Source organism: Coprococcus sp. BIOML-A2 (assembly GCF_009875795.1).
Lineage (GTDB): Bacteria > Bacillota > Clostridia > Lachnospirales > Lachnospiraceae > Coprococcus > Coprococcus aceti.
In genome coordinates, this window is the sequence record NZ_WWSI01000002.1 from 393,735 (window position 1) to 417,446 (window position 23,712).

At 42.3% G+C, this 23,712-nt stretch carries 17 protein-coding genes; all 17 read left to right on the forward strand.

From position 1 onward, the window contains the following. The first annotated feature begins 61 nt into the window (after positions 1-61). The 17 genes from GT575_RS06115 to spoIIIAC all read left to right on the forward strand — a co-directional run bounded on the left by GT575_RS06115 (position 62) and on the right by spoIIIAC (position 23,695). Positions 62-1,123, forward strand: a complete 1,062-nt coding sequence (locus GT575_RS06115) for a type IV pilus twitching motility protein PilT (protein WP_022217246.1) — start codon at positions 62-64, stop codon at positions 1,121-1,123. A gap of 220 nt (positions 1,124-1,343) precedes the next feature. After that, the gene (locus GT575_RS06120) at positions 1,344-2,552 is read left to right on the forward strand and encodes a type II secretion system F family protein (protein WP_161171708.1); all 1,209 of its coding nucleotides are present in this window, start codon (positions 1,344-1,346) and stop codon (positions 2,550-2,552) included. Positions 2,553-2,570: 18 nt separating this feature from the next. After that, positions 2,571-2,987: a type II secretion system protein gene (locus GT575_RS06125; RefSeq protein WP_055144040.1), complete on the forward strand. Its 417-nt coding sequence runs from the start codon at positions 2,571-2,573 to the stop codon at positions 2,985-2,987. A gap of 144 nt (positions 2,988-3,131) precedes the next feature. After that, a complete protein-coding gene (locus tag GT575_RS06130; RefSeq protein WP_022216710.1) occupies positions 3,132-3,557 on the forward strand; it encodes a type II secretion system protein in 426 nt (141 codons plus the stop codon). A gap of 560 nt (positions 3,558-4,117) precedes the next feature. Further along, positions 4,118-5,731 carry a type IV pilus assembly protein PilM gene (gene pilM / locus GT575_RS06135; RefSeq protein WP_022216709.1) on the forward strand — a complete coding sequence of 538 codons (1,614 nt, stop codon included), beginning with the start codon at positions 4,118-4,120 and terminating at the stop codon, positions 5,729-5,731. A 12-nt stretch (positions 5,732-5,743) separates the two neighbouring features. Continuing rightward, positions 5,744-6,508, forward strand: a complete 765-nt coding sequence (locus GT575_RS06140) for a hypothetical protein (RefSeq protein ID WP_117874719.1) — start codon at positions 5,744-5,746, stop codon at positions 6,506-6,508. Between the two features lie 31 nt (positions 6,509-6,539). Next, on the forward strand, positions 6,540-7,862 hold the full coding sequence (locus tag GT575_RS06145; RefSeq protein WP_161171709.1) for a prepilin-type N-terminal cleavage/methylation domain-containing protein: 1,323 nt from the start codon (positions 6,540-6,542) through the stop codon (positions 7,860-7,862). Between the two features lie 3 nt (positions 7,863-7,865). Beyond that, the gene (locus tag GT575_RS06150) at positions 7,866-10,682 is read left to right on the forward strand and encodes a hypothetical protein (protein WP_161171710.1); all 2,817 of its coding nucleotides are present in this window, start codon (positions 7,866-7,868) and stop codon (positions 10,680-10,682) included. 12 nt (positions 10,683-10,694) lie between these two features. After that, entirely contained in the window at positions 10,695-11,216 is a 522-nt protein-coding gene (locus tag GT575_RS06155) for a prepilin-type N-terminal cleavage/methylation domain-containing protein (protein WP_022216705.1), read from the forward strand. 12 nt (positions 11,217-11,228) lie between these two features. Further along, positions 11,229-12,101, forward strand: a complete 873-nt coding sequence (locus tag GT575_RS06160; RefSeq protein ID WP_022216704.1) for a prepilin-type N-terminal cleavage/methylation domain-containing protein — start codon at positions 11,229-11,231, stop codon at positions 12,099-12,101. Between the two features lie 17 nt (positions 12,102-12,118). Then, positions 12,119-18,412, forward strand: a complete 6,294-nt coding sequence (locus GT575_RS15410; protein WP_161171711.1) for a DUF5057 domain-containing protein — start codon at positions 12,119-12,121, stop codon at positions 18,410-18,412. Between the two features lie 119 nt (positions 18,413-18,531). Further along, entirely contained in the window at positions 18,532-19,917 is a 1,386-nt protein-coding gene (locus GT575_RS06170; protein ID WP_022216702.1) for a shikimate kinase, read from the forward strand. Beyond that, a complete protein-coding gene (locus GT575_RS06175) occupies positions 19,917-21,008 on the forward strand; it encodes a M24 family metallopeptidase (RefSeq protein WP_055272699.1) in 1,092 nt (363 codons plus the stop codon). The genes GT575_RS06170 and GT575_RS06175 overlap by 1 nt, the downstream gene beginning before the upstream one ends. A 250-nt stretch (positions 21,009-21,258) precedes the next feature. Next, the gene (efp, locus tag GT575_RS06180; protein ID WP_055144922.1) at positions 21,259-21,816 is read left to right on the forward strand and encodes an elongation factor P; all 558 of its coding nucleotides are present in this window, start codon (positions 21,259-21,261) and stop codon (positions 21,814-21,816) included. 195 nt (positions 21,817-22,011) lie between these two features. After that, positions 22,012-22,944 carry a stage III sporulation protein AA gene (gene spoIIIAA / locus GT575_RS06185; protein ID WP_015533566.1) on the forward strand — a complete coding sequence of 311 codons (933 nt, stop codon included), beginning with the start codon at positions 22,012-22,014 and terminating at the stop codon, positions 22,942-22,944. Between the two features lie 14 nt (positions 22,945-22,958). After that, a complete protein-coding gene (locus GT575_RS06190) occupies positions 22,959-23,477 on the forward strand; it encodes a stage III sporulation protein AB (RefSeq protein WP_015533565.1) in 519 nt (172 codons plus the stop codon). A gap of 17 nt (positions 23,478-23,494) precedes the next feature. Next, positions 23,495-23,695 (forward strand): stage III sporulation protein AC, encoded by a 201-nt coding sequence (gene spoIIIAC / locus GT575_RS06195; protein ID WP_015533564.1) that lies wholly within the window; start codon positions 23,495-23,497, stop codon positions 23,693-23,695. The last annotated feature ends 17 nt before the right edge of the window (positions 23,696-23,712 follow it).

Here is a 23,712-nt window from a genome sequence, read left to right on the forward strand (position 1 = left end):
TATAATGAGATTATATATAAATTGTAATTATTAATGCAAAAGGGAAAGGAAGGGACAAGTTATGTTAGACATGAAGGAATTACTTGCCTTCTCTGTAGAAGCAAAGGCGTCAGATGTTCATATAGCTGTAGGTATACCACCTAAGCTCAGAATCAACGGTAAGCTCACCGAGGTTGAGGTTCCGGCACTGTCACCTGCTGATGCGGCAGAGGCAATTGGATCTACTATGAAGGACAGGCATAAGGCCATACTTCAGGACAGAGGAGAGGTCGATTTCTCATTCGATTCACCTGAGACCGGACGTTTCCGTGTCAATGTATTCATGGACAAGGGAAACATGGCAGCAGCGTACAGACGAGTTGAGACACAGATCCCAAGACCTGACCAGCTTGGTATTCCAAGGGAGGTTGTTGAGCTCTACAAGAGAAAGAGAGGTCTGGTTCTCGTAACAGGACCTACAGGTTCTGGTAAGTCAACCACACTTGCATCTATTATAAACAAGGCGAATGAGAACCTTACGGATCACATCATCACACTTGAGGATCCTATAGAGTACATTCACCATCACAATAAGGCAATAGTTAACCAGCGAGAGGTTGGTATGGATACACTCAGCTATGCAAATGCACTTCGTGCAGCACTCCGTGAGGATCCTGATATCATCCTCGTAGGAGAGATGCGAGATCTTGAGACTATCTCCACAGCCATAACCGCTGCCGAGACAGGACACTTGGTATTCTCCACACTGCATACAATCGGTGCGGCAAGTACCATCGATCGTATCATAGATATCTTCCCTACAAACCAGCAGCAGCAGGTAAGAGTTCAGCTCGCGATGGTTCTTGAGGGAGTTATCTCACAGTCGCTTCTTCCTATAGCGAGCGGCAACGGACGAGTTGCAGCCTTCGAGGTAATGCTTGCATCACCTGCTATACGAAGTCTGATACGAGAAGCCAAGACTCATCAGATCCAGTCAACTATCCAGACAAGCAGAGCCTTAGGTATGATCACTATGGACGATGCATTGTATGAGCTGTATGCTTCAGGGACCGTCACAAGAGAGGTTGCCATGACATACGCACAGGATCAGCAGTACCTGAGAAAGAAGATCAACGGACAGTAAGATATATGGAATAATCGATTGCCATATGGAAAAATGTGGTATAATAACCAAGCCGCATTGTGCACATTGTCTAAAAAATAACGTGCAAATAATTAAATGTTGATTAAATCTGTGTGGTATAGTAAGATATTTTACATATAATTTATGTTGCATTATTGCGCTTTTAAAGTGCAGATACATGAAAACGTAAGAATATTAAGATTGGGTCGGAGGAGAGACAATGGCAGTATTTAATTACAAGGTTGTTGACAGAGATGGTAAGAACAAAAAAGGTACCATCGAGGCCCCTAACAGAGATGGTGCTGAGAAGAAGCTGAAGTCAGAAGGCTACTCGATCATGAGTCTGACGGAGCAGAGCAGCCCGCTTGGGGGTATAGGATTTAAGAAGAAGGTCAAGTCAAGAGACCTGGGTGTATTCTGTAAACAGTTCTCAGCGGTCATCAAGGCCGGTGTTACCATCATATCCGCACTGGAGCTGATGGGAGATCAGATCGAGAACAAGACGCTGCGAAAGGCCATAGCAGATGCGCGTACATATGTAGAGAAAGGTGGAACTCTGGCGGATGCGCTCAGAGTTAACCCGGATGTATTCCCGCCTATCATGATCAACATGGTGGCGGCTGGTGAGATGTCTGGTAATCTTGAGATTTGCTTGGACAGACTGGTAGAGCATTTCGAGAAGGACAATGCATTGTCATCCAAGATCAAGGGTGCCATGACATATCCTATCGTAGTTCTCTGTGTTATGGTTATAGTTATCATAGTAGTGTTGGTAGCGGTTATACCAAACTTCTCAAGTATGTTTGAGGAGATGGGAACTCAGCTTCCACTCGCAACTCGTATGATGATGGCGGCGGCAGATTTCGTTATGTATAAGTGGTGGCTGCTCATAATCATAGTGGCAGCTATAGTGTTCGGTGTTAAGTTCTTCAAGAAGACACCTTTTGGTGAACAGCTCTTTGCGAACATAGGACTTAAGGCTCCAATATTCGGAAATCTGAATGTTAAGACAGCCTGTGCAAGATTTGCAAGAACCATGAGTACATTGATGGCTTCAGGTATATCCATGATAGATGCGGTTGAGCAGGTTGCTAAGATGATGGACAACAAGATCATCAGAGATGGATTATTAGATGCTAAAGTTCAGGTGTCAAAGGGTGTTCCGCTCTCGAAACCGCTCAAGGATATGACGATGCTTCCGCCTATGCTCTCGGCCATGACTAAGATTGGCGAGGAGACAGGTGATATAGAAGAGATGCTTAACAAGGTCGCTGACTATTACGACGAAGAGGTTGAGGCTGCTACAAATGCACTTACAGCCGCTATGGAGCCTATGATCATGGTACTTCTTGCGGGCGTTGTAGGAATGATAGTTGCAGCGGTATATGGACCTATCATGAGTATGTACAACGCTATGGACAATGTATAAACAAAAGAGGGAAGTTAGATGAACAGAAACAAAGGCTTTTCACTGGTGGAGCTTATCATAGTCATAGCAATCATGGCTATTCTTGCCGGAGCACTTGCACCGGCGCTCATAAAGTACATAGCAAAGTCAAGAAGATCGACCGATGTGTCGAACGCCCAGACTATAGCGACGGCAGTCGCCAATGCCTTATCGGTAGAGAAGGCATATGATGATGCCACACCTGGTGATTACCCGGTGAATACCGATGGCACACAGCTTGGCACATCGAATGCGTTCACATCAGAAGTCACAAGTCAGCTTGGGACAAGTACATTCAAGCCAAAGTATGACAAGGACAAGCAGTTCACTATCACAGTCAATAGTGATAAGGCTACATTCACCGTAAAGGTGGACAGCTCAGAGCTGTATCCGGATGTGTGTGATGCTTACAAGTAACATACGTTTGGTAGCTATTTGATATATCATGTATGACCTGCATGATAACTAAAAGGTTAAACCCGGTAGAACGAGGATGCCGGTTTGATATAGTGCAAAGCACATAACAACACACAATAAACAACTAAAAAGGAGAGTAAAATTATGAAGAAAAACAACAAAGGTTTCTCATTAGTAGAGTTAATTATCGTTATTGCTATCATGGCAATCCTTGCTGGAGCTCTTGCACCGGCACTTATCAAGTACATCGCTAAGTCAAGAAGATCAACAGATGTATCAAATGCACAGACAATCGCAACAGCAGTTACAAACGCACTTTCAGTAGAGGCAGCTTACGATGCAGCAGAAGCTGGTGATTATACATTATCAACAACAAAGCCTGTTGCAGTAACAGGAACTGGCGCTGCATTTACAAGCGAGGTTGTATCACAGCTTGGTTCAGCTGCATACAAGCCAAAGTATGATAAGAATCAGTCATTTATGTTTACACTTAGCTCAGACAAGTCTACTTTCACTGTAACAGTTGATGGTTCAGAGCTTTACCCAGACGTATGTGCAGAATACAAGTAAGATTCTGACAGACTTGTGTAAACTTACGGATTGTTCATGAGAACATGATTGATGTTACATAAGTGTAGCACAGACGGTGATTATACCTGTTGCAACCTCGTACAGGCAGTGAGTGTGATCATCGTCAGGTGCTGACACATTATCTACTATTTATATTTATAGTAGCTGGGGATTTTCCCCGGTTGCTATATCTTTACACAGAGCTGAATATGAAGGAAAGAATGTTATATAGAGTGTTATATAGTCTGATCCTTTATACTCACTCTTTCTTTGCAGTCAGCGGTTTTTTGTATATGTGACATGTCACATAGCATGACTTATGGCGGCAACTGGCTTACCTAGGTAGAGCTGGTACTTATTTTTCAGTGAGTTTCTTCTATATAAAAGGGTCATTATGTGGATGAGATGAGCTATTAAAAGGGTGACAGAATGTTGACCTTTATCCGGAAAGCACTTATCCGGAACAATTATATGAATGGGGTGAACAGCGGTAAGCTGGTACTCAAAGCAATGTGGAATTTTCCATACAAAACTACTGATTAGCGAGGGAGGCTATAAAAATGGCGAGTAATAATAAAGTCTTAACAATCGACATTACAAATGAAAGTATTACTATCGTTGAAGTTACACCTTCAAACAAGAAGCAGTCAACGATACACAACGCTATCATCTTCGAGACACCGGAAGATGCCTATGAGGATGGCGTGATCAGAGACAAAGAGAGAATAGCAGAGGCGATCAAGTCTCAGCTCTCAGCAAATGGAATAACAAACAAGAACGCGATATTCGTTCTTACCTCTACAAAGATCGTTAACAGAGAGGTTCTTGTACCTTTCGTTAAGGAGAACAAAATCAAAGGAATTATTAATGCGAACTCATCAGAGTATTTCCCTGTTAATATAGAGGATTACGTAGTGTCTCATACAGTGCTTGAGACAGTTACTGATGAAGAGAATAACAAGCAGCTCAGAGTTCTTGCAGTCGCTGCACCAGAGAACATGGTAAGATCATACTATGATCTCGCAGCTATGGCTGGACTGAAAGTAGTAGCACTTGATTATATTGGTAATGCAATGCTTCAGTTGATCAAGACTCAGACAACAGAGGCAATGACAACTATGGTAATCCAGTTGGGCAGTGAATCAACAGTGCTCAACATCGTAAAAGGAGATACACTTCTCCTTCAGAGAACAGTTCCGTACGGTACCAATGTGGTAGTCAACGAAGTTATGGATGCGAAGGGCGTGGATGCAACTACAGCTATGACTCTTCTCCAGAACGAGAGACTTCTCACAGTTGATTTCGATGACAATGCTATAACAGGAGCATTCAGATATCTCATCAACAATATCGGCCGTGTGATGGACTTCTTCACATCAAAGAATCCTGATAAGCCTATTGACGATGTATTCCTCACAGGTGATGGAGCCCTTATCAAGGGAATCGACGGCTTGTTCAAGGTTCAGCTCAATGTATCAACCAGAGTAATGGATACATTGTATAACATCAAATTTGACCCAAAGATTGATCTTAAGATTTATAATCCTGTATATCTCATGGTTCCTATCGGAGCTGCCTTTGACCCTATGGGCTTCGAGCTTGGTGAGACTGGCAGCAAGGGCGGTGCAAGCAGTGTTGACACAACACCACTGGTTATAGCATTTATCATCATAGCAGTCATAGTTGCAGGTGGTGTTACAGCGTACTCGTTCATAGCGAAGAACAAGGCTCAGTCAAAGCTTGACCAGGTGAACAGAGATATTGATTCTATCAAGGATATAGAGCAGATCGTACAGGACTATGAGGATGCAGAGTCTGTATACATGGATGCTCAGAATATGTACAGCTACACAGAGAACCTCAATGAGAATGTTGGAACACTTATTGCGGAGCTTGAGGACAAGATGCCAAAGGGAATCAGTCTTACAGCGTTTGATTCATCTTCAACAGAGGTTAGTTTCACAGGTAACACGAAGTCGTACGAGGATATAGCTGCATTTGCAATAAACCTCAAGGATATAGAGTGCATAGACAATTCATTCGTTCAGTCTGTCACTGAGAATGTGGATCAGCAGAGCGGGGATACAACATACGACTTTACAGTTACATGTATCTACAAGGATGTAAATGCAGATGACACCGAGACTTCAACAGATGAAGTATCAGTTAATTAAGGAGGGACTATCATGGATTCAATCACAAAGGGACAGAGAAATCTATTATTATTCTTATTGGGAATTGCTATCTTAGTGCTTCCTATAAGATTTCTTGCCATGGGCAATTTCGATGACAAGAAGAGTATTGAGAGTCAGTACAACGAGAGACAGACATATTACAACAGCCTGCTTGAGAAGGATGCGAACAGACAGCAGTACATAGCTGACACTGAGAAGTACAAGGCAGACTATGAGGCTGTTCTTGCAGAATTTCCATCAGAGCTGTATCAGGATAACACGATCATGTATTTACAGGGTGTAAAGGATAAGTATAAGTTCAACTTTCCTAGTGTAACAATGGGTGAGGAGACACTTTTCTATACACTTGGCGCAGGCGCTGTGGGCGACGTTACCGTTGCTGATAATTCAAGTGCTTCAACAGATGCAGCAGCATCTGACGTGACTATAGATGAGTCAGCAGCTACAGCATCAGGTTACAACTGCTATTCAGCATCATTCCCTGTCACATACGAGGGAGACTACAAGGATATCAAGGATGTCATCGACTACATCAAGAATGGTGATTACAGAATGACTCTTGACGATGTCACTATAGCATTCAACGAACAGACAGGAAAGTATGAGGGAGATATGACTATAACCTCATATGCAGTAAACGGTGATGACAGAACTACAGATCACGCAGATGTGAATGTACAGACAGGTACAAACAACATCTTTGGAAACCCAACAGTAAAGTCTACTACGACTACGACCACAACAACAGCCCAGTAGATGCATACACTTAAATGGAGTGAACAAATAAATGGTTAAATCAAACAATAAAGGATTTAGTTTAGTAGAGATTATAATCGCTGCTGCCATATTTGCCATTCTGATCTATCCGATAACCAATGCATTGATCACAGCCACGAAGACGGGTACTACATCGACGAAGAAGCAGTATGCAGTCGAGAAGGCTGAGGAGATCATGGAGATCTTTAAGACCGCTGATCTGTCAGGAAATGTGAATATTCCTGATGGCAATGGAACAAAGACATATTCCTTTACAAAGGGAACACCATCGGGAAAGTCTATTACATTGCCGAATTCTAAAACGGCGGAATATTCGGACACAACCTATACCTGCAACGATGTATCCATAGGAAAATCTTATGAGACCTACACCTGTCAGGTGGATGTGAATGATGCGGCATATCAGGTTCTTAAGAATGGATATGTGCTTGCAGGTCTTGATGGTGGTGCGACATTCAAGAGCGATGAAAGTGGCGCCATACAGACTAATGCTACGGAATCGGGAACTATCAGAAATCTGGACAGCAAACAGTCGGCTATCATTATAGGTGCCACCTATAATGTAGCCGCAACAGGCAACAATCTTGATAATCTCGCATATCAGTATTTCCTGGATGCGAAGCTTGACGTGCTGAGAAAGTATGATGTGCAGTACAACCATTATCTTTCCGGTGGTGGAACATTCGATGAGGATCATTTCCAGAAGAATACCAAGATCAAGATATCAAAGCTGGGATCCACATATACAGTTGAGTGTTATGTGGAATACACAGATTATACAACGGTCTCAGTTATCAGATCACAGTATGAGAGCTCAGGCAAAAATGTATACAAGCCTACCACCTTATATGGTGATGGAATAGTATACAAGCAGGAGTTTACGAATGGTCTGCCACCTGTGTATCTTCTCTATGTTCCGGCGATATACAATGGTTCATACTGTACGACAGATACCATAACGGTGGATAATTCAGGAATATCTGAGAAGGCGGATGTGTATGTATTCGAGACGACAGCAGAGCTCAGCGATACATACAAGAAGATCATACGTGAGCAGTTCAATGTGGCGAACGTTGATGATCTTACATATACGAATGCAGGAAAGGACACCAAGATGTCAGATGTCAAGGTGAGACTTAAGCTGGCAGCGGGAGCAAAGTCGTCAGATCTTAATGTATATGCCAACTTTGATTTTGACAATGTTAATTCTGACTATCCTGTAGCTCGTTTGACAGAGGATCAGAGTGACAGTGTATATATGTACGATATAACAGTTACTTTGACAGATAGTAAAGGAAACAAGACGACGGTTACTGGAACAAGGGGGAAGTAACAGATGATTGAGAGATTAAAGCGAAAGCTTAGGCATAACGATGATCACGGTTCAAGTTTCGTCCTTGTAATAGTCGCAACCACATTTATGTGCATTCTTGCTTCAGCGATACTTATGGGAGCTATGATGACATACAAGCTCAAGTTTTATAAGCTGAATTCCCTGAATAACTTTTATGAGGTAGAAACTGCACTTGATGAGATGTATGCGGGGGTAGGCGCAGCGACCAATGAGCACCTTTATTCAGCGTATACAACTACGGCTGAATTGGTTGTTGTGTATGATACTAAGGCTCAGGCGTATACTACCCTTGACAATAAATCGGCAAATGAGCTTTTCAAAAAGCTTTTCATGACAGGCTTTGTTGCAGATACAAACTATAATAGCCTTAAGAACGTGACAGATACACTTCAGTCTTTCATATCTAATGAGTATGATGCGGTGGACAATCCGGATGGTGTCAGACTTGATACATCGAACATGAAGCTTATATATACTGATGTTAATAACAAGACAACAACTCAGTATTATAAGAATAATGGAGGAATTAAGACGGAGAAGCAGTCGGGTTACGAAAATGACAAGGTTCAGTCTGTCACATTCAAGAATGTGTGTGTTAAGAGAAGTGTGGATCTGCAGGGATCAACAGCAGGAACCTATGAGCAGTCTATCACTACGGACATTGTTCTCACGGAGCCTGAGTACAATGTTTCATTTGATACAAGCAGTGTATCAAACAATACATTGTATGAATATGCGATACTTGCGGATATGGGTGTCGAGGTAGGAGAGGACAACGACAACCGGACAACCGACGCACAGGTTAAGGGTAACATCTACGCAGCAAGCGATTATTACAATAAGGATTATAATGATGTAGCCGAGACAAAGGTTACGAACAAATATGAGAGTAAGCCTACCACAATGTGGGGTACAAAGGAAAGCAGTGCATACTCAGGAATATTTGTAAATGGTAAGAATTCCACACTTACACTCAACTCAGATGTGGTTGTGTGTTCAGGTTCTCTTGCCGCATATAACGGAGCTGAGATAAATCTGTCAGGTCGTACACAGACTTTATCAGAGCTTTGGGCAGATAATATCGTCATTGGAGGAAAAGACGGAGGCTCACTGAAAGCTTCTGCAGATGCGTATATCTTTGATGATACAGAGCTTAATGCAGAGAAAGCAAGCTTGAAATTTACTCAGGGAAGTTATTTTGGATATAGCTACAATGCACAGGATACAAGAAGTCTGAATTATCTCAGACAAAAAGGATATCTTGCAACAGGATATAAGCTCAGATCACACTTTAGTGATAGTGCAATTATTGTAAATGGTAAGAATTCAACACTTGACTTACAGGATCTTAATTCACTGTATATAGCAGGTAAGTCATATATCGAATTCTCAAAGATTGCTGCTTCAAGTGTTCCTGAGGACGATGAGAATATAACAGTTGATGAGAATGCAGATTACGCATTCACAACACTGAAGGATTATTCTACAGGACAGTCTCTTGATGTGAAGACAAATCAGCTTATGTTCCTTACCCAGTGGTCTGTAGTGAACAACACTGAGAAGGTTGACCCTGACACAGGAATCACTACAGTTACACTTCAGTTCCCAAAGACATTTGAGGCAGATGCGAACATACTTGATCTGTATGATGATTTCCTCAAGGATCTTGCTACAGAAGGAGAAAAGGGCGTAACAGCTATTAAGCAGACTGTTTCAGGACATGATTATTATTATCTGTATATTGAGGATGGAAAGGATTCATCCAATGTAAGCAATGCAGAGAAATTTGCTGAGAAATATTATAAGCTTCTCCAGGATTATGGCGATGAGATAAGCAGCAAGCTTTATAATGTACAGAAGTACGAGCAGTTCCAGGTTAAGCTGGTTCTTCCGGCAGAGGGCAAGATAAATGCAAGTGGTGCTGTCACAGATCAGAATAACGATGATTCGCTGTTCCTGAGAGCATCCACAACTACCACAATGGATGTGGCTACAGCTCTTGATAATGTTTCAACAGGCAAGGTGTTTACTAATATTCTTGGAAACAAGGGCACAGACAACAATAAAAAGGCATTTAATGATCTCAAGGCGGATGCACTTAAGCTTGCTGGTTCAGGAACTGCAAGTGACGAAGAACAGACAAGCACATTCCTTTCATATATGTATATTAATATGAAGGATCATCTGTCGGTTCTTAACAATGTGGATGATAAAACAAAGCGTACACAGAATGCGTGGGAAATAGCTAATTACACTTCCTCATCGGTAGGATATTTAAGCTCATATGATAAGGATAGAGATACATATTCATATGATTACAGTATCACTCCTTTAAACCACTACGTTGATTTGGCGTATGTGTTCAGCAAAAACCTTTCAATTGAGAAGACAATTGGAAATGCAACAGATAATGAGGCTAAAACCATAGTTATCAATTCTGGTGATGTTAAGCTCCAGCCAAACAATGGAGATGGATCATTCCAGGGAATTATAATTGCCGGTGGTAATGTAAGATTTGATGAGAATGTTAAGAGCTTCCGAGGTATGATAATCACTGGATCAAAGCTTATAATTGACCATAATATGTCAATATCAGCAGACGCTGCATTTGTTGCAAATCTTCTTGAACAGTGTTCAGAGAGCACAGACGAAAAGCTCAATACGCTTACAACAAAGGTGCTGAAGAACTATACATCATCCAAGAGCGAAGGTAACACAGAGGTAACAGGAGCATCAATATCAGACATCTCATACGAAGATATTCTTGTATTCCAGAACTGGAAGAAGAATGTTGAATAGGGGGTGTAGCTGATGAAGAATGGTATAAAATCAAATAATGGATACACGCTTATAGAGATGATAATTGTTATTGCTATAATTGCAGTAATGTCAGGCGTGGGCTTTCTCACTATATCATCAATAAGAGCGTCTCAGGCAACTGCTTCACTGCAGAAGTTTGACAGTGAATTGTCGGCGCTTGAGATGAGAACTAGGACGCAAAAAAGTGGAGAGGCGGTAAGGATAGTCCAGAATGGTGCTAATTACGATATTTTCTATGGTATATGCGCTGATGGAAGGGCGGAGTCATTTACTGCTAATTCATCTGCACCTGACAAGGTGCTGGAGAGAGTTACGATATATTATGCTGACGATTACGATGCAGATTCAGTGACTACTCCTCTTTCAGAGCAGGTTATTATTATCAGGAAATCTGACAGTCAGGTGCTGACTGGATATGGAGAGTATCGTTTCTGCAAGTATAACAGCAACAATACTGTTGGAAGGGTCAACCTGAACCAGTATACAGGCGGTCATACATATGGAAAGAATTAGGGGGTGTGAAGAATGATATGTAGAAATAAAGACAAGGGCTTCACATTCATAGAGCTTATACTGTATATGGCAATCTTGGGAATATTCATGGTTGCTGTCATGTCCCTTATATCTACAACTGTTGCGTCACATAAGAAGCAGTCGTCCAGACAGAAGCTTCAGTCTCAGGCGACTGAGACATATGATGCGATAGCAGACATACTGATGGGGGCAAGTGATATCAAGATTGATGGAACTGCTTACGTACAGACTGGAACATCATTCACTCAGGTTACAGGAAGCTTTATTGTTCCTGAGGATACGTATGTGAAATCCGCAGGATCGGGAAGCACACTCCGTAAGCAGGGAGGCGTTGCTGATGTAATCCAGGATATAGTGTCAGATAGCGGTGTGATAAAGAAAAAAAGCAATAGCTATGATATAGCGGATGTTAAGCCTTTTGGCGGCGCTGGTGCTTCAGAGGATGTGCACACATTTATAGATGCTGATTATCTGTGGGTTCAGTATTCATCTGAGCTAGATAAGACTGCATTCTGTACGATTACCTACAGCAAGACAGACAAGAAATTGTATGTTTTCAGACAGGAGATGAGTGATGAAACGCTTAATCAGGCAAAGCAGGATCTCAAGAGCAGCGATTCAGCAAAGGTAAATCAGGCACAGGCGGTGCTTTCATCGTGTACAAAGTATGTGGATGCAAGCTCCAAGAAAGGTACAGTGCTTGCTAACAACGTGAAAAGCTTTCAGCTTCAGGTCAATCCTGCAGACAATAGTGTTGCAGTGATTATTGGATTTGAAGACACAAAAACAAAAGAGACATATAAAGTAACAAGTGTAGTTGGACTCAGAAATTCATTCGTGCTCAAGAAGCATGAGTGGGATTAATAGAGGAGGAAAATACAGTGTTTAAGAATAAAAAAATAGTCTTATCATCTATAGCTATTATATTCGCACTTGTAGTCAGCTCTATATTTGTGAATTATACACTGGCTAACTCCGATTCTCAGGCTTCCCTGAGTGATGCGAACGGCAGCGGAAGCAAATCTACAAGTCTGACAGGATTGTCCAATATCGATCTGGCAGTCAAGAACTCCAACGATGCTGGCAAGAAACAGACAGGAGAGGACAAATTCAGAATCGTCCAGATAGTACCTGATTCATATAGTGGTAATGCAGATATGGATGAGAAGCTGAAGGAAACCGTCACTGATAGCAAGTTTTCAGGTGATGCGAAGAAGCTGACAGGATACGATTCAACAACATATCTCTGGAGATATGTGTATGCAGGTGAGTATTTTAGACTTGCAGTGTTCAATGGATATAAGACGATAAGCGATAACATGGCTGCCGGTGCGGTGACTCTTACAACTTGTACAGTCAGCGAGCTGAACAGCATGGATACAACAGCCCAGGGAATCCTCAATCAGGCGGATTTCATATATATTTGGGCGAATGGTGCCAGCGATTATGCCAGCAAAGCAAATGATATAAGCGAGGATCTGTATAACTGGTTGGATGCGTATGCTACAGCAAACTCACATCCTATAGCATTGTGTACAGGAACTCTGTGTACATCAGAGCCAGAGCTTATAACAGGAAATAATGATGATTACAGAATGGGTGCACTTGCATACAAGCTGATCACTAAGGGTGCTGTGGCAAGATATGATAATGTCCTTGTTACAGAGCCGGATTTCTTTAAGACACTTTATCAGGAGGCAGATGATAACAAGACGACTCCTGATATAAACAAGACAACAAAGACGATCTCTGACTTTATTCTTCAGGCAGAGAGAAAAGCCAGCGAGGGTGGTAGCGATTACCTTAACTATGGAACATACTATAAGTGGTATGAGGGTGTATCAATACTTGATTTCCTTGATGGTAACATACCGGATAATATCAAGGATTCCACATATGATAAGGCTGGTTCAAGATCAGGTCTTACAGGAGACAGAAAGTCGTGGAACTTTGATAATGCCAAGATACTTGTGATTTCAGAGGACGGAGCCGGCAGTGCAATGTTCAGTGAAATCACAGAGAAGAACAGCAGTGCTACACGTGGAGACATGGCTTCTGCTGATTACACATTCAATGCGAAGACAAATACATGGGAATCTGTACAGAAGGCTCCAAACAGCGATCTGACAGGACATATGTATGCGAATGGTACTTCAAGCAGTGGTACAGGTCTTTCAAAATATGTGCCAAGTGGTGCTGATGTTTACCTTATTGACAGTGCCGATCTTGTAGAGGCGATGACCAATGGCGGTAAGGCATTTAAGAATGTCAACTTTGCAACATCATACTATAAGGATGTCAAGACAAAGTCAGTTTCCGGTACAGTGAGATGTACTGATGATGCAGGTGATGCAGTGGATCCAGCAGCAGATATGTATGCATATCTTGTAGTAGAAAATGGAACACAGCTTAATCTGGCAGGAACATCAGTAGATATTCTTATGAAGGCTCCTCTTGAGATGAAAGAGGTTCCGAAACTTGACGAGAATGGTCAGGAGATAAAGGATGCTGATGGCAACACAGTTATGGAGACTGTATACACATACAGCTTTGACAGACTCAGCCCTGAATATAGCTACAAGGTTGTAGTTGGAGGAGATGTCAGTGATGACCAGTTCTCTTATGATGATCTTGTGGTTGGAGTAGCTGATAATTCCGGTCTTGTTGACGGAAGTGATACTGATTATCAGTATGATTTCAATATTAAGACAGTTGACGAGGACAATGTATCAGGATACACATACAGAATAGACGCAGCAGGAACAGAAGATGAGAATGTTGTAGTTACATATCAGGATTTCCAGGAGAATGTTGGTAATGCAGATCTCAATTATGAGTATAAGAGTGATCTTGTATATACTAATCTGGATTTCTCAGATGCGGCAAAGGTTGTTTCGTATGTTACTGGTCTGCATGACAAATATCTCGAAACCCAGGCAGTATTCATGAATGGTACTTATGATAAGCTTGATCTCTCAGAGTATGACTTTGTATTTATTGACAAGGGTACATATAACAAGGAGATAGGCACAGCGGTATTCAAGGATCTGTGCAGTGCAGTCGAGAGTGGACAGTATTTTATAGTTTCTTCTAAGGCCGGTGACGGAAAGGGCTCAGGAGATGGCAGTGGCGATGATTCAGATCCAACCATTCCGGTAGTTGATTCACCATCGGCAAAGGCAGTGGCTGATGTTATCAATGCCAGTGTGTATCGCGATGGTTCTGATAACAAGTTCAAGGTACTTGAGATTCAGCCGGATTATCCGATTGATCTTGAGGTGGCAGCACTTCAGGATACCGTAAGTACAGCTTATACAACAAGAAGTGATGGAACAACTAAAATAACAGGAAACTATTATACAGTTCCATCTGATGTAGTAAGTGGTAAGTCTAAACAGGAGCTTGCGGCCAGAACAGAGTATTATGATTTTGATCTTACCAAGGCGAAGATAGCGTATGCTATCGATGGAATATCCATTGGAGATATTCAGCTCACTCAGGTTTCGACCGAGCAGCTCATTGGTATGAAGGAAGATATAGCAGCGACATACGATCTGGTATATATCGGTGGCGATATAAGTGCTATGGATAGAAATCCAGCGGAGATGTACAAAGGACAGAATGATATCGGTAATGCTACGCCGGGTTACACATATCAGATATTCCCAACATTCATCATGTATTACCACACAGGTACACTCAGTCAGTTGATGAATGCATCTACATATAGCCCAGATACAGCACCTATATCAGGATCAACAAATATGCTTGCATCACCAAAGGTTGGTGACAAGTATTACACAACAACATATCTTGCAGAGAATGGTAACGACCTGACAAACACAAAGTATCAGGAGCTTCTCACATACATGGCATCAGGCAGACCGATGATCATAAGTGATGAGCTTACCAGCGTATATGAGAATATGCAGGGTACAAATGCAAATGGTGATAAGCTTTCACAGGCTGAGCTCCTTCAGGGATATTGGTATAAAGATGGAAAGCTTGAGAGAAAGAATTATTATCTCGATCCATCATCAAGAATGTATCAGTTGGTAGATACTCTCTATGCAAGACATACAGGAGCAAATGGATCAAATATTCTGTGGGGATTCGATAAGGATGCAACACAGTATATAAGTGATAAGGATGGAATATACGGTAACAGTTTATGGACAAAGCGTGTTCAGTCACTTGCTGGAGGTAAGTTCAAGGAAACTGATTATATGGACTCAGACGTACAGGATCAGTCATGGTATAAGCGTCCGGGAACAGATACTGTATATTATAATTACAAGGTAGTCTATGATGATGCAACTTCAGCATCTCTTAACAGACTGGTGACAGGAAGTGCACATAGAACAAGACTTACTATCACTACAAAACCAGTTACATATCAGCAGGGAATACAGCAGACTTATATCAAGTCCAACAGACTACAGTTTACATTCCAGGTTGATGGTGACAAGTCAGTATATAACTACAAGTTGTTTGTAGATGTTGATAAGAATACAAAGTTCGAGAAGGGCGGCGGTGATTATTGTCTTGAGGACAAGATCACAAATGGTCAGGAGAAATCACTGACAGTAGCGCTTGACTCAGAATTCTTTGGATCAGCAGCATGGTATCTTGAGATAACAGATGAGGATGGCAATATAGTTGCTTCTTCTACAGGTCTCAGCAAGATAGTAAACAATAATGTATCAAAGAGTGAGATAAATGTTCTTCAGGTTCAGACAATGGCAGAGGGACAGACGGCAACCTCATGGGGAGCAACTGATACACTTTACTTTGATATTGAGTCACAGACAGCTCACAAGATTGCAAAGTACAATGTATTTGCAAACATGGCAGAGCTTGATAACGCTTCAACTACTCAGTATGCAGTTCTTGGAAGACATGAAAACAGATTCGGCGTATATGAGTTTGATACAAACACAGATGCGGATGATTATTATTCGAATCTTGCAGATGAGCTTTCAGAGGATTATGACATAAATCTTGATCTTGTGGTTGCTTCAAGTGATAGAGCTTCATTCAAGACAGGAGATGGAGTAGATGCTCAGTATGATTGCCTTGATACTATGGTAGAAGAGGCTGAGAAGCTTGCCAAGGGTGAGAAGGTTGATGGACATAGTCAGGAAGAGTACGAGAGCCTTGCCGCTGTTGCACTTACAGAATATTCAGCAGCGTCAGCAAAGGTTGCAACGCCAAAGAAGATTCTTGATAACTATCTCAAGAATGCAATAGACTATATTGATGGTAAATATACAGGAACTACAAATTACAGTACATTTATCAATAATTTCAGGACAAGCAATGCAGAGACAAAGAAAGTCCTTCAGTATATGCAGGATACAGGCGATTATTATCTGATATTCTGGCCAAAGTACAACACAATGAATCACTGTGAGGGTGACTTCAAAGCAGGAAAGATGTCAGATGATTTCGGAGCTGATTTTGCTAAGTATTATTCAGATTATGTGACAGCAAAGAACGCAGAACTTGAGGCAAAGGATAAGTACAATACTTACCTCAGACGTTCATATGGTAAGAGCTTTATGAAGAACATGTACTCAATACTTGTTCTTGGACCATCGGATTCATTTGGTGGATTTAAGGTTGACTTCAAGAAGGAAACATGTCAGTACATACTTGACTATGTATCAGCAGGAGGAGATTTATTCTTCTTCCATGATTCAATGTCACCATATGCAAATGCAGGTGCAGTTAACCTTACAAAGTCACTTTTATCAGTAGTAGGAATGAACAGATTCCATGTTGATATAACAGACAATGTTGTTAAGTATGACAATCCACTTAAGCTTGGTAAGTATAACGTTAAGAGTGTTTCTTACAGCAAGGCTTCTGTTAATACAAGTACACTGGAAGTTACATACACAGCAGATGGAACAGTTGATGATGTGACATATACATCACCGGATAGCAGCTTGTATTACCTGACACCATATGCAAATAATCCTACTGCAGGCGAAGGATTACTGAACAGTATGAATTCTAACATTATGGATGTATTTGTTGAGAAGAACGCATACTGGCAGCCATATCTTGGAAAAGATAAGAAGGTATATGTAAGTGCACTTGCAATGACAGCACTTTACTACAATGGTAATATGGCTGGTGCAACAACTACACTTCCATATGTATATGCACAGGAGTCATATAAGGCAGCAACAGCCTGGTCACAGGCTTCAAACCAGGATCAGTCAGCTTGTGCTGAGACAGTTAAGGCTACACAGCTTAACTCAGGTCTTGTAACATTGTATCCATACAACATAAGTTCATCACTGAACATATCGGGTACACATCAGCAGGCATTTGCACTTGATCTTGAGAGTGACAACATAACAGTATGGTATACTCTTGCAGGTTCAAATAACTCATCGAACAGTAAGATGCGTTCATCAAAGTATGCAGCGGATCCTGGAGATGCAATGGAGGCTTACTTCATCTACACTACAGCTTATGGCAGTGGTGCGATCACATATTGTGGTGCCGGACATTCATCAGTTACAGGTAGACGTACAAGAAACAATGATGAGAGAAAGCTGTTCATCAACGTTATTGTAAACAGTGCATCAGCAGTACCAGAGATGCCAACTATCAAGTGTTACGATCCAAAGCAGACATGGGCTGCAGAGGATGAGCTTCCAAAGGATGCAGAGGCACTTGCTTCATCAGGAAAGACTGTATATGTAAGTGAGGTTGACTCAAAGACAGATGATCCTGAGTTTGATTATAAGATTGGAATTCCGGAGAAGACAAAGGTAACAAAGGTTAACATTTACTATGATCTGGATTACGATGATTCCGATTACTCAATCAGACCAAGCTATACAGAGAATACTGATAAGATGATTAAGTCATACGATAAGATTGGTACAGCCAAGTTAACATCAATTGCAGGCGATATAAAGGATATTGTGAGAAATGGCAATGGTACAGCCCTTACACCTGATGATTCGTGTTATGCACCATATGGTGGAAATTACACATACATCGTTGTGGAGGTATATTACCAGGGCAAGACAGTTCCTGTATATACAATGATCAAGGTTAAGGCCGCAGATCCATTGTTCGACCTGACAGACAATACTATAGACGTTCCGGCACTTGGAGATTTCATTGCCGAGAAGAAGAATGTATTTGCATAATGCGTATATAGTATAAATAATAGCAATAAATATAGAAACCGGGGTGGTTATATACTCCGGTTTCTTTTTGTGTTATACTGACTCTGTTCAAAATAAGAGACTGAAGGATGGAGATACATATGGAGATAAATGGAAAGACAAGATTATTAGGTTTGCTTGGTGATCCGGTTCAGCACACCATGTCACCGCTTATACACAACACACTCAGCGATATATTGGAAATCAATGAAGTGTATGTGCCGTTCCACACCCATAAGGAGGGGCTGGCGGATGCTGTAAAGGGAGCGTTTGAACTGAATATATTGGGAATGAACGCCACTGTACCTCACAAGAATGAGATAATGGCTTCACTTGTGGATATAGATGAGGGGGCAGCGGCAATAGGTGCGATCAACACTCTTGTCAGGACTGCAAACGGTTATAAGGGATATAACACAGATATGATGGGGCTGTCCAGAGAACTGGAGTCCTACGGAGTGGAACTTGACGGTAAAAAGGTTATCATACTTGGCGCAGGCGGTGCAGCGAGAGCTGTGGCATATATGTGCATGAATAAGGGTGCGGATAAGGTATATATCCTTAACAGAACGATCGAGAAGGCACAGACGATAGCAGAGGACATGAATGGTCATTTTTGCAGAGAGACAATGACTGCCATGAGACTTGGTGATTATGGACAGTTACTGCAGGAAAATGTAGATAATAAGTTCGTGGTATTCCAGTCCACATCGATAGGTCTGGCACCGAAAAATGAGGCGGTAGTCATCGATGATCCACATTTTTACGACAGAGTCAGTGTGGGAATCGATCTCATATATAATCCGTTTGAGACAAAGTTTATGAAGCTTTGCAGACAGGCTGGAGCATTGGCGTACAATGGTTTGCGTATGCTCCTTTATCAGGGAATAATTGCATATGAGCTCTGGAATGATATATCTATATCAGAGGATGTTGCTGATATTGTGTACGACAGGTTGCTGCAGTCAATCAGAGAAAATGTGATCCTCATAGGATTTATGGGATGTGGTAAGACAACTGTCGGGGAAGCTCTTGCGAGAAAGCTGAACTTTGATCTGCTGGATGTGGATTCTTATATAGAGGACAAGGCTGGTTGCAGCATAAAGCAGATATTTGCCGACAAGGGGGAAGAGTATTTCAGACAGCTTGAGACAGATACTCTTAAGGAATTGAACAGCCGGCTGTCACATACGGTTATATCCACTGGAGGTGGACTTCCTATGAGACAGGCGAATGTGGATGAACTCAGGCGAATGGGCAGGATCATATATCTGGATGTTAAGCCTGAGGAGGTAGTAAGGCGACTTGCGGGAGATACGACCAGACCTCTTCTGCAGGGAGAAAATGTTGACCAGAGAGTGAGAGAACTTATGGAACAGCGAGGACCGGTATATGAGGCTGCCGCTGATATTATAGTTCCGGTTACAGGAATTGAAATAGATGAGATAGTACAGGAAATAAGTTCTTATATAGAAGGTGGGAGATGATGGTTATGGACACAGCAATTGCTTATGAAAAGGTCAGAAGGATAATAGATGAGATGAATCTTGATGCGATATTGATCACTGACAGGTACAACATGAGATATATAGCATCGTACCGCGGCGAGGGCGTTATAGTTCTGGCAGGATCAGGTAAGACAGTCATAACGGATTCAAGATATACGGAGCAGGTCCAGCGCGAGTGCGAAGGATATGAATGTGCGGATATTGCTGGAAAAGGATATGTTGCGTGTATTTCATCTATTCTTGATGGACAGAGAAAAAATTCTGGGAATCTGAGAGTTGGATTTGAGAATCTTAGCATCAGCTATAGAGAGTATTCGGAATATTCGACAGGAATATTCGGTGTGGAATGGATAAGCCTTGATGGTAAGCTGGATTCCTTAAGAGAGATAAAAACTGATGAGGAGATCGAGAATATCCATATAGCGGAGTCAATAGGAGACAAGGCATTTTCACATATACTGGAATATCTCAGACCTGGCATTACAGAGAAGGATGTTGCGCTTGAACTGGAGTATCATATGAAGAAAAATGGTGCGGAGGGCTTGAGTTTTGACACCATAGCTGCATCTGGAATGAATTCATCTATGCCGCATGCTATTCCTACGGATAAGACTCTGAATAAGGGTGACTTTCTCACTATGGATTTTGGCTGTATATATGAGGGATATTGTTCAGATATGACCAGAACCGTAGCCATAGGGCAGGCATCTGATTCAATGAAATATGTGTATGATACGGTACTCAAGGCTCAGACGGAGTCTATGAACATGATAAAACCAGGAGTCAGATGTAACGATGTTGATGCTGTTGCTAGACGTATCATAGCCGATGCCGGATATGGAGATTGCTTTGGACATGGACTTGGACATTCGGTGGGATTGTTTATACACGAGAATCCGAGATTTTCACCTAAGTGTGATGACATATTGAAACCTGGCATGGTCATAACGGTCGAACCGGGAATCTATATTCCTGGACAGTTTGGTGTCAGGATTGAGGATCTGGTTGCTGTGACGGAGGATGGTTATAGGAATCTTACAGGATCAGAGAAGAAGTTGATAGAGATTTAGTAGTGGCGGCTATCACGATATAGAACTCAGGTATTATACCGCAGGTCTTATACCGGGAGCCATCGTGAGTGCCGTAGGAGTATGTACGTTTGTATTGCTGTGTATATACGACAGTAGAAAGCGCAGAAACGTAGACTTACCTGATAAAGGTTGATGGTATGGTAAAAAATAGTTGAAAATTTATTTCATATATTATAAAATGTGACAAGAAGTTTATATCTTTAAGGAGGATAAGATAGTTATGGCAGAGATGATCTCAGCAGGCGATTTTAGAAACGGCGTTACAATCGAATTCGAAGGAAATATTTATCAGATTATAGAGTTCCAGCACGTTAAGCCAGGAAAGGGTGCAGCTTTCGTTAGAACAAAGCTTAAGAACATCAAGAGTGGCGGTGTTGTAGAGAAGTCATTCCGTCCAACAGAGAAGTGTGAGAAGGCTCACATCGAGAGAAAGGACATGCAGTATCTGTACAATGACGGAGATCTTTATTACTTCATGGATCCAGAGACATATGATCAGATTCCTATCAGCTCAGCAGCTATAGGTGATTCACTTAAGTTCGTTAAGGAGAACGAGATGTGTAAGATCTGTTCACACAATGGCAACGTATTTGCTGTAGAGCCACCTCTCTTCGTTGAGCTTGTTATCACAGAGTGCGAGCCAGGTGTTAAGGGTGATACAGCTACAGGTGCAACAAAGCCATGTACAGTTGAGACAGGCGCACAGGTATCAGTACCTCTCTTCGTTAACGAGGGTGACACGATCAAGATCGATACACGTACTGGCGAGTATCTTTCAAGAGTATAATAATTGTTACCAGCATTAGGATATAACTACCTACGATAACATATAATAAGAATAAGAGTCCCGGTGATTCAGGATATTTGAATCGCCGGGACTTTTTTGCGCTGTAAGCAACCAAAGGTTCTAACCTATCCACCCTCTGAATATACTTTTTATGTAGCTGTACAGACAGTGTTATATAGAAGAAGGACGATACATATGTGTGGAGAAGATATATTGCATCTGCTTCCCATCAGGATCAGGTGCATGGTTGAGAAGCTGAGGCTTGATTATGGGAGACTGTGGGAGATACGTCTGAGGGTGAATAGTCCCTTTATACTTAGATACGAGGACTCGGAGATATATGTTGATTCCTGCGGATCAAGAACCTGTAATATGAAGGATGCGTACATAGTGACTGCCAGGGATGTGAACGACACTCTGGAATGTATCTGCAATCATTCCCTGTATGCCTATGAGGATGAGATACGTCAGGGCTTTATCACCGTGTGCGGTGGACACAGGGTAGGAGTTGCGGGCAAGATCATACTCGATGGAACAAGGATCAAATGCATCAGACACATATCATTTCTTAATATCAGGGTGGCACATGAGATCAAGGGATGCAGCGGTGATGTCCTGCCATACATATACAGTGACGGCAAGCTGATGAACACGCTCATAGTGTCCGCTCCGTGTCACGGCAAGACCACACTGCTCAGGGACATCATAAGAGTAGTGTCTGACGGAGGAATGACAGTTGGTGTGGTTGATGAGAGATCGGAGATAGCGGCGTGCTACAAGGGTGTTCCGCAGAATGATGTCGGAATGAGGACTGATGTTCTTGACTGCTGTCCAAAAGCTTCAGGAATGATGATGCTGGTTCGAACCATGGCGCCTGATCTCATAGCGGTCGATGAGATAGGAGGGCAGCAGGATGTCGATGCCATTTTCGGCGTGATAAACTGCGGCTGCCGTCTGCTTGCAACTGCACATGGCTATTCCATGGATGATGTGAGAGACAGGGCAGGGATAAGGCGTCTTGTGGAGAACAGGGTTTTTGAGAGGTATGTTGTGCTTGGAGGCGATAAGGCAGGACAGATCTCTGATATATTTGACGGCCAGGGCAACCGGCTGTGCTGGTACGATTAGATGGGAGGCAGGACATGGTTAAGGCGATAGGAGGCTGTCTGATCGTATATGCCTCATTTATGGTGGGACATGCCATAGGGCAGTTGCATGGGTGCATGGTGAAGGAGATGGAGGAAATGCTGCTCTTCATACAACTGTTCAAGGGGCAGATCATGTATGCCGGATCGGAGCTCCCGGAGATACTCGCCGACAGTGCAAAGCGTCTCAAGGGAAATGTTGGTAAATGGGTGAACGGTCTGGCGGAGATGTCTGAGAAGAACAGGGACAGGCCATTTGCAGAATTGTGGACAGACTCACTGGCGATGCTGAGGCGGGACAGTGCCCTGAGCTTGGAGGTGCTGGCGGATGTGGACAGGCTTGGAAAGATAATGGGAGATATGGACGTTGAGGCACAGCTCTCAAGGATAAATCTTGTGGAAGATATAATTACGGACAGATACCAGCGGGAACGCGCCAGAAGTTCCGGGATAAAGAGGCTTGCCAATTCACTTGGGCTGCTTGGAGGCGTATTCATAGTTATATTGCTCATGTAGGTTAAGAGGGAGAGACGATGACGATCCAGATACTTCTAAAAATAGGTGCAGTGGGAATTCTGGTGGCACTGCTCAACCAGATACTAAAACATTCAGGCAAGGAGGAGCACGCCTATCTGCTCAATCTGGCGGGACTCATCATTGTGCTTTCCTGGGTTATCCCGTACATAAGTGACCTGTTCAACGAGATCATGGATATTGTAAATATAGGACAATAAATGAGAGTAGATGTGGG

Bases quoted from the DNA above. Each gene is read 5' to 3' on its own strand.
- GT575_RS06120 (WP_161171708.1), top strand. From the start codon at position 1,344: ATGGCAGTATTTAATTACAAGGTTGTTGACAGAGATGGTAAGAACAAA.
- GT575_RS06160 (WP_022216704.1), top strand. From the start codon at position 11,229: ATGATATGTAGAAATAAAGACAAGGGCTTCACATTCATAGAGCTTATA.
- GT575_RS06140 (WP_117874719.1), top strand. From the start codon at position 5,744: ATGGATTCAATCACAAAGGGACAGAGAAATCTATTATTATTCTTATTG.
- efp (WP_055144922.1), top strand. From the start codon at position 21,259: ATGATCTCAGCAGGCGATTTTAGAAACGGCGTTACAATCGAATTCGAA.
- GT575_RS06155 (WP_022216705.1), top strand. From the start codon at position 10,695: ATGAAGAATGGTATAAAATCAAATAATGGATACACGCTTATAGAGATG.
- GT575_RS06145 (WP_161171709.1), top strand. From the start codon at position 6,540: ATGGTTAAATCAAACAATAAAGGATTTAGTTTAGTAGAGATTATAATC.
- GT575_RS06190 (WP_015533565.1), top strand. From the start codon at position 22,959: ATGGTTAAGGCGATAGGAGGCTGTCTGATCGTATATGCCTCATTTATG.
- spoIIIAC (WP_015533564.1), top strand. From the start codon at position 23,495: ATGACGATCCAGATACTTCTAAAAATAGGTGCAGTGGGAATTCTGGTG.
- pilM (WP_022216709.1), top strand. From the start codon at position 4,118: ATGGCGAGTAATAATAAAGTCTTAACAATCGACATTACAAATGAAAGT.
- GT575_RS06150 (WP_161171710.1), top strand. From the start codon at position 7,866: ATGATTGAGAGATTAAAGCGAAAGCTTAGGCATAACGATGATCACGGT.
- GT575_RS06130 (WP_022216710.1), top strand. From the start codon at position 3,132: ATGAAGAAAAACAACAAAGGTTTCTCATTAGTAGAGTTAATTATCGTT.
- GT575_RS06175 (WP_055272699.1), top strand. From the start codon at position 19,917: ATGGTTATGGACACAGCAATTGCTTATGAAAAGGTCAGAAGGATAATA.
- GT575_RS06115 (WP_022217246.1), top strand. From the start codon at position 62: ATGTTAGACATGAAGGAATTACTTGCCTTCTCTGTAGAAGCAAAGGCG.
- GT575_RS06125 (WP_055144040.1), top strand. From the start codon at position 2,571: ATGAACAGAAACAAAGGCTTTTCACTGGTGGAGCTTATCATAGTCATA.
- spoIIIAA (WP_015533566.1), top strand. From the start codon at position 22,012: ATGTGTGGAGAAGATATATTGCATCTGCTTCCCATCAGGATCAGGTGC.
- GT575_RS06170 (WP_022216702.1), top strand. From the start codon at position 18,532: ATGGAGATAAATGGAAAGACAAGATTATTAGGTTTGCTTGGTGATCCG.